Below are 14560 nucleotides of genomic sequence, written 5' to 3' on the forward strand. Positions count from 1 at the left end.
TTTATAAATTTTGAAGACAATAATTATGCCTTTTTATTCTTTACTTCAAAAACTCCACATTCCTCCTCAACCCCTCTAACTTAGTTCGTTTCACCGCTGAATTTTTAAATACATTTTTAAAAACATCTTCTGTAATTTCTTCCCAGTCTTTTTTGGTAAAAGAGAGTAGTTCATGATTCGCTTGAAAAAGTGGTTCGTTATGTGGTTTTGAAAAACGGTTCCAAGGGCAAACATCTTGGCACACATCGCAACCAAACATCCAATCATCAAATTTGCCTTTCATTTCGGTGGGGATATTTTCTTTTAGTTCGATGGTAAAATACGAGATGCATTTACTGCCATCCACCACATACGGGGCAACTATGGCTTCGGTAGGACAAGCATCGATACACGCTGTGCACGAACCACAATGGTCAGTGGTTGGGTTGTCATAATCTAATTCTAAATCTACAATGAGTTCAGCAATAAAATAGAAAGAGCCCACTTTTTGAGTGATGAGATTGGTGTTTTTTCCTATCCAACCGAGACCGCTTTTGGCTGCCCAAGCTTTGTCTAACACCGGTGCAGAATCAACAAAAGCTCGTCCGGAAACTTCGCCAATTTCGGTTTGAATAAAATGCAACAGTTCTTTCAGTTTTTCTTTGATGACAAAATGATAATCTTGTCCATAGGCATATTTTGAAATCTTATAACTTTCTTCGTTTTGAAATTTGGATGGATAATAATTCAGTAATATTGAAATGACGCTTTTGGCACCATCTACCAACAAGGTTGGATTTAATCGTTTGTCGAAATGGTTTTCCATGTAACGCATATGACCGTTCATGTTATTGTTGAGCCATTTTTCTAAACGTGGAGCTTCTTCTTCGAGAAACCCTGCTTTTGAGATACCGCAAGAGAGGAAGCCGAGGCGTTTGGCTTCGGATTTTATTAAAGATGTATGCTTGAATTTAGAAATCAGAATTTAGAATTTAGAAAATTAAAAATGACTAATAAATTAATTTTTAGAGTTTACTCTGTTCTTTGTATTCTTTAAAATTGTCACAAAAATTGAAGTTAATTCGTTTGCTTCCTTCCAAGCTTTTTCAATAACCTCAGATTTAATCCAATTTTTTTCTTTAATGATTTCCAACCAAAACATACTTTCATCGGATTCTTCTAATACAATATTCATTTTAGAAATAAATTCATTGTCACTTCTTTCTCTACATGATGCTCGGTAATTTGCTCCCACAGAAGTTCCGGATTTGGCTATTTGATATGAAATTAATTTGGTTGAAACTGAAGATGGTAACAAATCAACAATTTCTAGAATCATTAGTGAAAATTGTTTTGTTCTTAACTTTAAATTGTTTTCCATATGGCTGATAATTAATTTATACTAATTGACTAATCTCTAAATTCTAAATTCTGATTTCTGATTTCTGAATTCAACCTTCTAAAAAAGACCGCCTTGTATATTGGTTTTAATTTTACCAAGATGCTTGTAAGCCTTCTCCGTCACTTCCCTACCACGTGGTGTTCGCATGATAAAACCTTCTTGGATTAAAAAAGGTTCATAGACTTCTTCGATGGTTTCGCCACTTTCTGAAACGGCAGTTGCTAAGGTAGATAGACCAACCGGACCTCCTTTGAATTTATCGATAATCGTGTTCAGAATTTTGTTATCCATTTCATCCAAACCGTGAGCATCAACATTTAGAGCTTTTAAAGCATATTTTGCGATTTCGATGTCGATTTTACCATTGCCTTTTATTTGTGCAAAATCTCGAACCCTACGTAATAATGCATTAGCAATACGAGGTGTTCCTCTACTTCTTCCGGCAATTTCGATAGCGGCTTCCATAGAAATTGGGACTTTCAATATGGACGCACTTCGTTGAACGATGGTCGTTAATAATTCGGTGTTGTAATAATGCAAACGGCTTTGAATTCCGAAACGTGCTCGCATAGGAGCCGTTAATAAACCTGAACGCGTAGTTGCTCCAACCAATGTAAATGGATTGAGATTAATTTGAACCGTTCTCGCATTGGGTCCGGATTCGATCATGATATCAATTTTGAAGTCTTCCATCGCAGAATACAAATATTCTTCCACAATTGGACTAAGACGATGAATTTCGTCAATAAAAAGTACATCTCGGTCTTCCAAATTGGTTAGTAAGCCTGCTAAATCGCCGGGTTTATCCAAAACCGGTCCGGATGTAATTTTGATCCCAACACCCAATTCATTTGCTAAAATATTAGCAAGTGTTGTTTTTCCCAATCCCGGAGGGCCGTGAAAAAGGGTATGGTCTAATGCTTCCTCTCTTTGATTAGCAGCTTCTACAAATACTTTTAAATTTTCTAAAACCTGATCTTGACCACTAAAATCATCAAAGGAAAGAGGTCTTAACTTTTTTTCAATGTCAAGATCTTCAGGATTAAAACCTTTGTTAGTGGGATTTAAATATTCATTCATAATCACAAAGATAATAATAGTTTAGTCTGATTTTGTATTTCAAAAATGAATAATATAAAATAAAAAAGCCCTTTCTAAAATGAAAGGACTCTTTAAAATATGAATTAATAATGTATTAGTGATGTAATTGTTCTTCATCCGGACCCATTGGAACGGTTTGAGGCACGAAATCGCTATCATGACCAGGTTTACTGTAATCATAAGGCCATCTGTGAACTTCAGGAATAGCACCAGGCCAATTCCCGTGCATGTGCTCTACCGGTGCAGTCCATTCTAACGTATTTGACTTCCAAGGATTCATTTCTGACTTCTTACCATAGAAAATACTATAGAAGAAATTCCAAATAAATACTAATTGAAAAGCACCCCCCACTAAAGCAAACATTGTAATGATAACATTTACGTTTTGTAAATCATCAAACAAAGGAAAAGCGGTATTGGTATAATAACGTCTTGGTAACCCGGCCATACCGATAAAGTGCATTGGGAAGAAAACCCCGTACGCACAAACGGCTGTAACCCAAAAGTGAACATACCCTAAATTTTTATTTAACATTCTTCCAAACATTCTGGGGAACCAATGATAGATTCCTGCAAACATTCCATAAAGAGCAGAAATACCCATTACTAAATGGAAGTGAGCCACCACGAAATAGGTGTCATGAACGTTAATATCTAGAGTACTATCTCCTAAAATGATTCCAGTTAAACCTCCAGTAATGAATGTAGAAACTAATCCAATAGAAAATAACATAGCAGGGTTTAATTGTAGATTACCTTTCCACAGCGTTGTAATATAGTTAAATGCTTTAACGGCTGAAGGAATCGCAATTAACAACGTCGTAAAAGTAAACACAGAACCTAAGAAAGGATTCATTCCGGATACGAACATATGGTGACCCCAAACTATCGTAGAAAGGAAGGCAATTGCAATAATTGAAGCAATCATGGCACGGTAACCAAAAATTGGTTTACGAGCATTGGTTGCTATAATTTCAGATGTGATACCTAAAGCAGGTAATAATACAATGTAAACTTCAGGGTGTCCTAAAAACCAAAATAAGTGTTCAAATAATACTGGTGAACCTCCTTGGTAATGCAAAACTTCACCTGCAATGAAAATATCAGATAGGAAAAATGAAGTCCCAAAGCTTCTGTCAAAAATCAACAACAATGCAGCAGAAAGAAGTACAGGGAAAGAAACAATTCCAATGATAGCCGTAATAAAGAATGCCCAAATTGTTAAAGGTAATCTTGTCATTGACATCCCTTTGGTTCTTAAATTAATAACGGTAACCACATAGTTAAGCGATCCCATCAATGACGAAGCAATAAAAATTGCCATTGAGACCAACCATAATGTCATCCCTGTTCCTGAACCCGGAATAGCTTGAGGAAGTGCACTTAATGGAGGATAAATCGTCCAACCGGCAGAGGCAGGGCCTGATTCAACAAACAATGATATTACCATAATTACACTTGACAAGAAGAATAACCAATAGGAAATCATATTCATAAAACCGGATGCCATATCTCTAGCACCAATTTGTAATGGAATCAAAAGATTACTAAAAGTACCACTCAAACCAGCAGTTAATACAAAGAAAACCATAATGGTTCCGTGAATTGTTACTAAAGCTAGATAAATGTCGTTACGCATTACCCCATCTGGTGCAAAATTATCACCAAGCAATACGTTGAAAATTTTAAAAGATTCTTCCGGCCATGCCAATTGCATTCTGAACAATAATGACATTCCCACACCTATAATACCCATAATCAAACCAGTGATAAGGTATTGTTTAGCAATCATTTTATGATCAATACTAAAGATATACTTTGTGATGAAAGTATCTTTGTGGTGATGTTCGTGCTCGTGTCCGTGATCGTGTTCGTTTGCGTGATCGTGTGCTGACATACTCTTAAATTATAATTTTTATTATAGCTATTTTTTTTCTATTACTTGGGCTACTAAAGTTGAATCTACAACAACTTTAGTAGTATCTGTTTCAGTTTTAACCTCTTCAGCAGGTTGTTCCTGAGCTTTTAATACTTGTGCGAATGTTTGTTTTTCGCTCAACCATTTCTTGAAGTCTTCTTTGCTTTCTACAACAATTTTCATTTGCATGTTATAGTGAGAACTTCCACAAATTTTGTTACACAATAATAAATAGTCAAATGTGTAGGGATCTAAAGCTGCTTTTCCATCGGCTACTAATTGTTTGCTTTTCTCAGCTCTAATTTTATTGATAGTAGCAACTTTTTCCTTCATTTCAGAAGAGTTTCTCATATCAAGAGTTGTAACAGTCGGAGTAAATGCAAATTGGGTAACCATTCCGGGAACACAGTTCATTTGAGCTCTAAAATGCGGCATATAAGCTGAGTGTAATACGTCTTGTGAACGTATTTTAAATACTACTTTCACTCCTTTTGGTAAATGCAATTCATTTGATTGAATATCATCCTGAGCATTCGGATCGGCTAAATCTACACCTAAGGTATTTACACCTTCAATATATCGTACGTTTGCTTTTCCAAGTACATTATCTTCACCGGCATAACGAACTTCCCAACCAAATTGTTTAGCATAAATTTCAACAACCATTGGGTTTTCGGTTTCTTCATCCACAAACATGATGTTAGTCCAAGCATATAGACCATAGAGAATTAATCCGGCTAATGTTATTGCTGGAATAATACTCCAAATCATTTCTAATTTATTGTTGTCGGCAAAATACAAAGCAGAATTTCCTTTTTTCCCTCTGTATTTGAAAGAGAAGTAATGTAATAATGCTTGAGTAATCGTTTGAACAAAGAAAATTAAAATCATAGAAATCCACATCAAACGGTCTACCTCTACACCATGTTCAGAAGCAGAGTTACTCATTAAAGGGAAATGGCCATATTGAACAACACAAAAAATTGTAGTAAGGTAAATGAATACTAAAAAAGCAAACATTAAGTAACCATTTACATTATTATCATTGTCATTAGCTACTTGAGAATTATCAGCATTTCCACCTATTTGAGTCAAATCAAATATCTTGGTCAATTGCCAGATAGCTACTGATACTAAAACTAAAACAACTAGTACTAACAAACTTGTCATCTGTCTAAATCTTTAAATATTAATAATGAAAATGTTTACTTTCTTCAATAAATGGATTTCTTTTTGGTAATAATGGTGCTTTCGTTAAAGCGGTAAACACTATTAAAATAAATAATCCTAAAAAGAAAAGTAATGAACTTAACTCTCCAATTCCAATAAACCATTTATCACCAACGGTTGCAGGCATAATCATATTGAAGAAATCAACGTAATGTCCTAATAAAATTACAATTCCTGCCATGACTAAAATCCAAGTAATTCGTTTGAAATCAGTATTTATTAAAATTAAAAATGGAAAAATAAAGTTCATGGCTACCATTCCAAAGAATGGCAAGTTATATTGTTCGATTCGTGTAACATAATACGTTACTTCTTCAGGAATATTAGAATACCAAATCAACATGAATTGAGAGAACCATAAGTAGGTCCAAAACACACTAATACCAAACATAAATTTAGCTAAATCATGGATATGACTTGTATTCACATGCTCTAAATAACCTCTTGACTTAAGATATAAGGTAACCATTGCAATCACGGTAATTCCACTTACAAAGAAAGAGGCAAAAACATACCAGCCAAATAAGGTTGAAAACCAGTGTGGATCAACAGACATAATCCAATCCCAAGACATAATTGATTCTGTTACAATGAAGAAAACTAAAAATCCTGCTGAAATATTGAAATTCTTTTTGTAGAATGCATTATCCGATGCTTCATCTTGAGCTAAACAATTTTTTCTTGAAAAATAACGGTATAAATTCCAACCGATGATGAAAACTGCCGCTCTAATTAGCCAAAACCATTCGTCTAAATATCCTTTTTTACCATTAATTAATTTATCAAATTTTGGGCTTTCTGGATTAACTAAATCCGGATCCATCCAAACAAATAGGTGATTAAAATGAAAAGCGGAAAGTATTAACAAAATGAAAAATAGTGCAGAACCCCATGGCAAATAAGCGGTGATTCCTTGCATTACTCTAAACAACACCGGTGACCAACCCGCTTGAGCTACATTTTGTATAGCATAAAAGGCTAACACACCAAGTGAAATTAACATAAAAAAGATGGCTGCAACGTATAATGCTGCCCAAGGTTTATTTTGCAACTGATGTAAAACATGGTTTAAATGTTCCTCATGTTCTGCATGTGCTTCCGCACTGTGCGTATCGTGTCCGTGCGTATCATGAGCATGAGCATCGTGAGCACCATGATGAGCATGAGCTTCAGCTTCAAGAATTTTTTCTACATCGGCTGTGGTTTTTGGAGCAGAAATAAAACTATATCCAATTCCCAACAATCCGACGATTATCAGAACAAAGGAAAAAACTTTTAATTTACTTGAAAAGGTATACATATCTATACAATCTAGTTGTCAATAATTATAATTTACTTTTTAACTGAAGAACATAATCAGTTACTAACCAACGTTCGTGTTGCGATAATTGATTAGCATGTGAACCCATAGAATTTAATCCATATGTTATCACATGATAAACACTTCCTTCAGTGATTACTCTATCCGCATAACTTGGAACTCCTAGGAATTTTTCTCTTTCTACTAATTTACCTTTCCCATTTCCTTGTTCACCATGGCAAATTGCACAATATATCCCATACAATTCTTTTCCTTTTTTAGCCTCTTTTTCGGTAATTGAGTCGATAGGGGAAACTAAATTTGCTTTAGCTAATTCATATCCTGCTGTTGAATTTTCATATTCATAAATTTCAAAGCCTCTTTTGATACTTCCTTGAGGTGGCTCCTGAGCGGTTTGCCCTTTTAATTGATTATCACCATTAAATGCTTCTGATTCAGCATAAGTCTCATAACCAACAGACTCATACATGTTCGGGAAAAATTGATAATTTGGACTTTTGGTATCAGAACAAGAGGTAACCGATACGGTTAATCCAAAGAATAGGGCTAATTTAATTAAGCTTTTCATATTTCTATCTTAATGCTTTTCTACAACTTTAATTTCTACTGCTCCGGTTTTCTTTAAAAAATCAGAAAGTTCTTCTTCGTTATCATGGACGGCTACTTCCATTAAAAAGTGGTCATCCGTTGTTCTAACATCAGGGTTTTCTGCTTGTTTGAAAGGCCATAATTTACTTCTCATATAAAAAGTAATCACCATTAAGTGAGCAGCAAAGAAAACAGTTAACTCAAACATGATTGGCACAAATGCCGGCATATTTTCAATGTAACTAAAACTTGGTTTTCCACCTATATCTTGTGGCCAATCTTGAATCATGATAAAATTCATCATCCAAGTTGCAATTGAAAGTCCAACACAACCATAAAGGAATGAAGCAATGGCTATTCTGGTTGGTGCAAGTCCCATTGCTTTGTCTAAACCGTGTACCGGAAAAGGAGTATAAACCTCTTCAATATGATGATGAGCTTTTCGCGTTTCTTTAACCGCATCCATCAGGATGTCATCATCATTATATAGTGCTTGTATAACTTTAGTACTCATAATTTCTTACTACTAATTATCTTAATGATTGTGGTGATCTCCTTCTTGTTCTCTTTTTCTTTTATAATTATCCCCTGAAGATTTCAAGATAGTTTTAACTTCTGCTTGAGCAATAACAGGGAAGGAACGTGCATATAATAAGAACAATACAAAGAAGAAACCGATTGTTCCAATAAAGATTCCAATATCAACAAATGTTGGAGAGAACATCGTCCAAGAGGATGGAAGATAATCTCTGTGTAATGACGTTACAATAATTACAAAACGTTCAAACCACATTCCGATATTTACAACAATTGAAATAACAAAGGAGAACATGATACTGGTTCTTAATTTTTTAAACCACATAAACTGTGGAGAAAAAACGTTACAAGTCATCATCGCCCAATATGCCCATGCATAAGGACCTGTAGCTCTATTCAAGAAAGCATATTGTTCATATTCTACTCCGGAATACCAAGCTACAAACAACTCAGTAATGTAGGCCACACCCACAATAGAGCCTGTAATCATGATTACAATATTCATTAATTCGATATGTTGAATGGTAATATATGCTTCTAATTTGGATACTTTACGCATGATAATCAACAAGGTGTTTACCATGGCGAATCCAGAGAATACTGCTCCTGCAACGAAATACGGTGGGAAAATGGTAGTATGCCATCCTGGAATTACCGATGTAGCAAAGTCAAAGGATACAATGGTGTGTACAGAAAGTACAAGAGGAGTTGCTAATCCGGCAAGCACTAAAGATACTTCTTCAAAACGTTGCCAATCTTTTGCTCTTCCACTCCACCCAAAGGATAAAACGGAATAGATTCTTTTTGTAAAAGGAGTTATTGCTCTGTCTCTTAACATGGCAAAATCAGGAAGTAAACCAGTCCACCAGAATACTAACGATACAGAAAGATACGTTGAAATTGCAAAAACGTCCCATAGCAAAGGCGAGTTAAAGTTCACCCATAACGAACCAAATTGATTTGGAATTGGAAGTACCCAATATCCTAACCATGGACGACCCATGTGAATAATTGGGAACAACCCTGCTTGCATTACAGAGAAGATGGTCATCGCTTCGGCAGAACGGTTAATAGCCATTCTCCATTTTTGACGGAATAATAAAAGTACCGCAGAAATCAATGTTCCGGCGTGACCGATACCAACCCACCAAACGAAGTTAGTAATATCCCAAGCCCAACCAACAGTTTTATTTAATCCCCATGTTCCGATACCGGTAGAAATGGTGTAAATCATACAACCCACTCCCCATAGAAAAGCAGTTAATGCAATTGAAAATACAATCCACCATTGTTTATTGGCTCTTCCTTCAACAGGAGCAGCGACATCTACTGTTACATCGTGATAAGATTTATCACCTATAACTAAAGGTTTTCTAATGGGTGCTTCGTAGTGAGACGACATAATCCTTTATAGTATTTCTTATTAATTAAATTTTAATTATGTATTTCTAACTTTTACGTGGTAGAATACATTCGGTTTTGTTCCAACATGTTCCAATAAATGATACATTCTATCATCCTCTACTAATTTGGCCACTTCACTTTCTTTATCATTTACGTCGCCAAACACCATTGCTCCGGTAGAACAAGCATTTGAACAAGCGGTTTGGAATTCGTCTTTGCTTACCGGACGACCTTCTTTCTTCGCTTTTAAGATTGTAGCTTGCGTCATTTGGATACACATCGAGCATTTTTCCATTACCCCTCTTGAACGAACATTGACATCCGGATTCAACACCATGCGACCTAAATCGTCATTCATGTGGAAATCGAACTCATTGTTTTTGTTATATAAGAACCAGTTGAAACGACGTACTTTATAAGGACAGTTGTTGGCACAATAACGCGTTCCGACACATCTGTTGTAAGCCATATGGTTTTGCCCTTGACGACTATGTGACGTTGCAGCAACCGGACAAACTGTTTCACAAGGTGCATGGTTACAATGTTGACACATTACGGGTTGGAACACCACTTGTGGATTTTCAGCTGGACTTTCCATTTCGCCAAAACCTCCTAAAGATCCTTTTTCTCCAAATAATCCGTCGAACTCTTCTTTTCTCTTAACATCTTCAGCAAAGGTATCTTCTGAAGAATAATATCTATCAATACGCAACCAATGCATATCTCTACTTCTTCTTACTTCTGATTTTCCGACTACCGGTACATTATTTTCAGCATGACAAGCGATGACACAAGCCCCGCATCCTGTACATGAATTCAAATCGATTGATAAGTTAAAATGATGTCCAACAGATCTGTCAAAACTATCCCATAAGTCTACTTTTGTAGCTTCAATTGGTTTGTGATCAATAGAAACCATTGGTGGTGGATTCCACTTCTTAGCATCTTTTTCTGTATTGAAAATGGTTAACGTGGTTTCTTTGATAATATCTCCACGACCCATTAATGTTTTTTGAGATTGAACTGATGCAAATTCATGTTCACCATCTTCTAAAGTGATAGAAACAGTTTGAGTTGCATTAAAACCTTTGTACAAAGCATAGGCATTCACACCTACTTGCATGGCATCTTTTAAGGCCGCTTTTTTACCATAACCAAAGGCTAAACCTACAGTTCCTTTAGCTTGACCAGGCTGAATGATTACAGGAACTTTTTCCAATTTTGTATTTCCAACCGTTACTGTAACATAACTACCATTAAGACCTCCATTGGCTACTATTTCATTTTGAGCACCAATTTTCTCAGCATCCGCTTTGGAAATGGTTAAATAGTTGTCCCAAGATACTCTAGTAATTGGGTCCGGAAATTCTTGTAACCATGGGTTATTGGCTTGCTGCCCGTCTCCCATTCCGGTTTTGGTGTATAAATTTAGTTCAAATGGACTTGATTTTGCTTGTGCTAAAGCAGAAGCTGCCGAAGAATAATCTGCATTTCCTGCAACATTTGTGGAAGCAGTTGCTGACACAAAAATTCCATCATGAATAGCTTGATTCCAAGTTTTTCCTGATAAAATTCCAGTTGACCATGTTTCTTTTAAGTAATCATAATAGGTCTTGTCACTTCCGTTCCAAACCAATAAATTATCTTGTAATTGTCGAGAATTAAACAACGGACGAATGGTTGGTTGTGTAACTCCGTAAGTCCCTTTGATAATTTCAACATCGCCCCAACTTTCCAAATAATGTGGAGCAGGAGCAGCAATGGTTGTTAAAGAAGCCGTTTCGTCTTCTTTTAAAGAAATTGCTACTGAAAGTTTAGCTTTTTTCAAACCATCTGCAAATGCTTTTCTATCTGCTAATGTATAAACCGGATTAACACCACCCATAATCAGTGTGTGTACTTTACCGGCATTCAAATCCGCTACCAACTGTGCTACAGCTTGATTAGAACCTTTTCTAATTTGACGGGTTTGATTTGGGTTAAATGCTTCACTGTTCAATTTAGCATTAATCGCTAAAACTAACATTTGGGCATTTTTATCATCGATACCGGAAACTAAAACTCCTTTGGAACCCGATTGATTTAATTGTTCTGCAATTTTTGTGATTTCAGCATCGTTTGCCAATTTTCCAACTGAAACAGGAGATCCAGTAACTAAACTGAAAATTTTAACTAAAGCTAATTTTTGTTCTGCCGTTGACATCGGAATTCTTTTGTCTGCCGCAGCTCCGGATAATGTCATATTCGCTTCTAATTGAATATGTTTTGACATTTTTCCTTGTTTTGGCACTCTTCCTTGAGCATATCCTTTATCATAACCGCCACCTTGCCAATCACCTAAGAAATCTGCTCCAACGGAAACTATAGTTGATGCTTTTGAAAAATCATATTCTGCTAAGGCTCTTTCCCCATAAACTGCTTCAAATGCATCTAAGGCTTCTGAAGAAGAAACAGCATCATAAATCACATGTTTTGCTGATGGATTATTTGTTATAAATTCAGCTATTAATTTATCAGTAGAAGGACTTGCTAAAGTTCCGGTTAAAAGAACAACTTGACTGCCGGTTGCTTTTGCATCAGCTAAACTAGCTTTTACTTTAGCATCAACTTCTGACCAAGAGGTATCTTTTTGGTTCATTTTAGGTTGCTTCAAACGCATGTTGTCATACATCGACAAAACCGAAGCATGAACACGAGCATTGGCACTAAAAGTAGCCCCTTCAATGGTATTGTTTTCAATTTTAATCGGACGTCCTTCGCGAGTTTTTACTAAAATATTAGCAAAGTCAAAACCGTCAAACATGGTTGTGGCATAGTAATCCGCAATCCCCGGAATAATTTGCTCCGGTTGCACCACATAAGGAATTGATTTGATAACCGGTCCTTCACAAGCGGCCAATGAAGCGGCAGCTGTGCTAAAACCCACATATTTTAAGAAATCACGTCTTGAAGTAGAAGAATTAGACAAACTGTCTTTATCTCCCAAAAACTCATCCGTTGGAATTGGCTCCACGAACTCATTGTTTCTTAACGTCTCAACAATAGAACTTTTATCGTTTAGCTCTTCAACACTTTTCCAGTATTTTTTGTTTGATGACATACTGTATATATATTAGCTTCTTAATTAATTAATAGTGACATTTTCCACATTCTAAACCTCCCATTTGTGCAGCTGTTAATTTGTCTACACCATATTTTTTAGAAAGTTCTTCGTGAATCTTTTTGTAGTAATCATTATCTTGTAATTTCACATCGGTTTCTCTGTGACAGTTGATACACCATCCCATGGTTAACGGAGCGAATTGTTTTTGATACTCATACTCTTCAACCGGACCATGACAGGTTTGACATTCAATTCCGCCTACGGTAACGTGTTGAGCGTGATTAAAATAAACTAAATCCGGCAAGTTGTGAATACGCACCCATTTTACAGGTTGTGTTTTCCCGGTATATTTTTGATTGGCTTTATCCCAACCCACTGCATCATATAATTTTTGAATTTCTATGTTGTAATCAACCCCATATTCTTTTCCTTCTGCCAAAGTAGATTCAGCAACCTCTGAAATATTTTTATGACAGTTCATACAAACATTTAAAGAAGGAATTCCGGAATGCTTACTCTCTCTTGCTGAAGAGTGACAATATTTACAATCAATACCGTTATCACCGGCATGAATTCTGTGGGAATAATGTATTGGTTGGATCGGCTCATAGTTTTGATCTACACCAATCTGCATAAACCATCCGTAAGCAAAATAGGCACTTGAAAGTAAAAGGAATATAACAGTTACTAATACTAAAAATTGATTTTTAGCAAAGGCTTTCCAAATTGGTAATGATTTTTCTTTTTGAATCGCTTCTATTCCATTGGCTTTTGCAATTTTCGATAACACATTATTAACTAAGAAAAGCATAACCACTAACATGGCCAATACTAAAGCAAGAGCACCAAGGATTACCTCATTTGAAATCCCGCCTCCTTCAACTTTTCCACCAGGCACAGCGGCAACATCAACTACCGGTGCAGGAATCGGCTCCATCGTGTAAGCAATGATATTATCAATATCTGCATTAGACAATTGAGGAAAAGCCGTCATAGGTGACTGATTGAATTCATTAAAGATCTTATTAGCTCTTTCGTCTCCGGATTTAATTAAATCGGCACTGTTACGAATCCATTTATACAACCATTCTTTTTCATATTTATCACCTACCCCACGCAAAGCTGGACCGGTCATTTTTGCATCTAACTTGTGACAGGCGGCACACTGAGCATTAAACAATGCTTTTCCGGCGGCAGCATCACCCGAGGCAGCAGCGGCAACGGGAGCAGCAGCGGCAGGTTCAGCAGCTGGAGCTGCGGCTTCTTGAGCAAAAATTTGAATAGAAAAAGTTAGCACGAAAGCTAAACTGAACAGTAGAACTCTTGAAATCGAATTAGGGTTACCCACCTTTTTCATATATTGAATATAATTTGTCGACTAAATTTTGGTATGATTTTTTCTGTAGTTCTAAATAAAAATGTACATTTTATTTTAAACTCCGACAAAAATACGACTTATGAACTATTCTCAAAACCTTAAAATAGCCTTAAATAGTAATTTATATTTATTCTAAATAATATTTATTGTTTTGTTTTATTTCATATCCATTACATTTGCATAAAAATCAATTCATTATGTTATCAAAAGAACAAAAAAAAATGTTTTACTCCCTGATTTTGCTTGTTTTATTATTTACAAATTATGAAGTTTTCGCACAAACTACGACTGTGGAACAAGATGCAAAATTCGAACAATTGTTAAATGAAAAAAGGAAGGTAAATGCATCGTTGACGGTAAATGATCGATGGAAAATTCAAATTTTTACTGGAAATAATGAAAATTCAAAAAAGGAGCTCATTGCATTTAAAAGAGAAAATAAGGACTTTGATGCTACTATCGTTTTTCATACTCCTGTATATAAAGTTTGGGTTGGAAATTATAAAACTAGAATTGAAGCGGAAAGAAATTTAAAAGAATTGAAAGCTAAATATCCGAATGCTTTTTTGATCAAACCGAATAAATAACCGTCAATACAT

At 35.6% G+C, this 14560-nt stretch carries 12 protein-coding genes; 1 reads left to right on the top strand and 11 read right to left on the bottom strand.

Annotation, left to right across the window (positions count from 1 at the left end; translation table 11 throughout):
- Window positions 1-40 precede the first annotated feature (40 nt).
- The 11 genes from queG to EQG68_RS03200 all read right to left on the bottom strand — a co-directional run bounded on the left by queG (window position 41) and on the right by EQG68_RS03200 (window position 13940).
- Complete coding sequence (gene queG / locus EQG68_RS03150) at window positions 41-961, bottom strand: tRNA epoxyqueuosine(34) reductase QueG (RefSeq protein WP_394343605.1); 921 nt, start codon at window positions 959-961, stop codon at window positions 41-43.
- Window positions 962-997: 36 nt separating this feature from the next.
- On the bottom strand, window positions 998-1360 hold the full coding sequence (locus EQG68_RS03155; protein WP_129463335.1) for a four helix bundle protein: 363 nt from the start codon (window positions 1358-1360) through the stop codon (window positions 998-1000).
- Between the two features lie 78 nt (window positions 1361-1438).
- Window positions 1439-2461, bottom strand: a complete 1023-nt coding sequence (ruvB, locus tag EQG68_RS03160; RefSeq protein ID WP_129463336.1) for a Holliday junction branch migration DNA helicase RuvB — start codon at window positions 2459-2461, stop codon at window positions 1439-1441.
- 115 nt (window positions 2462-2576) lie between these two features.
- On the bottom strand, window positions 2577-4379 hold the full coding sequence (locus EQG68_RS03165; protein WP_129463337.1) for a cytochrome c oxidase subunit I: 1803 nt from the start codon (window positions 4377-4379) through the stop codon (window positions 2577-2579).
- 27 nt (window positions 4380-4406) lie between these two features.
- A complete protein-coding gene (locus EQG68_RS03170; RefSeq protein ID WP_129463338.1) occupies window positions 4407-5570 on the bottom strand; it encodes a cytochrome c oxidase subunit II in 1164 nt (387 codons plus the stop codon).
- A 19-nt stretch (window positions 5571-5589) separates the two neighbouring features.
- A complete protein-coding gene (locus EQG68_RS03175; RefSeq protein ID WP_129463339.1) occupies window positions 5590-6930 on the bottom strand; it encodes a quinol:cytochrome C oxidoreductase in 1341 nt (446 codons plus the stop codon).
- A gap of 25 nt (window positions 6931-6955) precedes the next feature.
- Entirely contained in the window at window positions 6956-7519 is a 564-nt protein-coding gene (locus EQG68_RS03180) for a c-type cytochrome (RefSeq protein WP_129463340.1), read from the bottom strand.
- A 9-nt stretch (window positions 7520-7528) separates the two neighbouring features.
- Window positions 7529-8053: a DUF3341 domain-containing protein gene (locus EQG68_RS03185; protein WP_129463341.1), complete on the bottom strand. Its 525-nt coding sequence runs from the start codon at window positions 8051-8053 to the stop codon at window positions 7529-7531.
- Window positions 8054-8074: 21 nt separating this feature from the next.
- Entirely contained in the window at window positions 8075-9478 is a 1404-nt protein-coding gene (gene nrfD, locus EQG68_RS03190) for an NrfD/PsrC family molybdoenzyme membrane anchor subunit (RefSeq protein ID WP_129463342.1), read from the bottom strand.
- A 36-nt stretch (window positions 9479-9514) separates the two neighbouring features.
- Entirely contained in the window at window positions 9515-12580 is a 3066-nt protein-coding gene (locus EQG68_RS03195) for a TAT-variant-translocated molybdopterin oxidoreductase (RefSeq protein WP_129463343.1), read from the bottom strand.
- A 28-nt stretch (window positions 12581-12608) separates the two neighbouring features.
- Entirely contained in the window at window positions 12609-13940 is a 1332-nt protein-coding gene (locus tag EQG68_RS03200; RefSeq protein ID WP_129463344.1) for a c-type cytochrome, read from the bottom strand.
- A gap of 218 nt (window positions 13941-14158) precedes the next feature.
- Here EQG68_RS03200 and EQG68_RS03205 point away from each other — a divergent pair, with 218 nt between their 5' ends.
- A complete protein-coding gene (locus tag EQG68_RS03205; RefSeq protein ID WP_129463345.1) occupies window positions 14159-14548 on the top strand; it encodes an SPOR domain-containing protein in 390 nt (129 codons plus the stop codon).
- The last annotated feature ends 12 nt before the right edge of the window (window positions 14549-14560 follow it).

Source organism: Flavobacterium piscinae, assembly GCF_004122145.1.
Taxonomy (GTDB): Bacteria; Bacteroidota; Bacteroidia; order Flavobacteriales; family Flavobacteriaceae; genus Flavobacterium; species Flavobacterium piscinae.

Coding starts and splice junctions, on each gene's coding strand:
- EQG68_RS03170 (WP_129463338.1), bottom strand. CDS start 5,570: ATGACAAGTTTGTTAGTACTAGTTGTTTTAGTTTTAGTATCAGTAGCT.
- EQG68_RS03155 (WP_129463335.1), bottom strand. CDS start 1,360: ATGGAAAACAATTTAAAGTTAAGAACAAAACAATTTTCACTAATGATT.
- EQG68_RS03165 (WP_129463337.1), bottom strand. CDS start 4,379: ATGTCAGCACACGATCACGCAAACGAACACGATCACGGACACGAGCAC.
- ruvB (WP_129463336.1), bottom strand. CDS start 2,461: ATGAATGAATATTTAAATCCCACTAACAAAGGTTTTAATCCTGAAGAT.
- nrfD (WP_129463342.1), bottom strand. CDS start 9,478: ATGTCGTCTCACTACGAAGCACCCATTAGAAAACCTTTAGTTATAGGT.
- EQG68_RS03180 (WP_129463340.1), bottom strand. CDS start 7,519: ATGAAAAGCTTAATTAAATTAGCCCTATTCTTTGGATTAACCGTATCG.
- EQG68_RS03175 (WP_129463339.1), bottom strand. CDS start 6,930: ATGTATACCTTTTCAAGTAAATTAAAAGTTTTTTCCTTTGTTCTGATA.
- EQG68_RS03195 (WP_129463343.1), bottom strand. CDS start 12,580: ATGTCATCAAACAAAAAATACTGGAAAAGTGTTGAAGAGCTAAACGAT.
- EQG68_RS03205 (WP_129463345.1), top strand. CDS start 14,159: ATGTTATCAAAAGAACAAAAAAAAATGTTTTACTCCCTGATTTTGCTT.
- EQG68_RS03200 (WP_129463344.1), bottom strand. CDS start 13,940: ATGAAAAAGGTGGGTAACCCTAATTCGATTTCAAGAGTTCTACTGTTC.
- EQG68_RS03185 (WP_129463341.1), bottom strand. CDS start 8,053: ATGAGTACTAAAGTTATACAAGCACTATATAATGATGATGACATCCTG.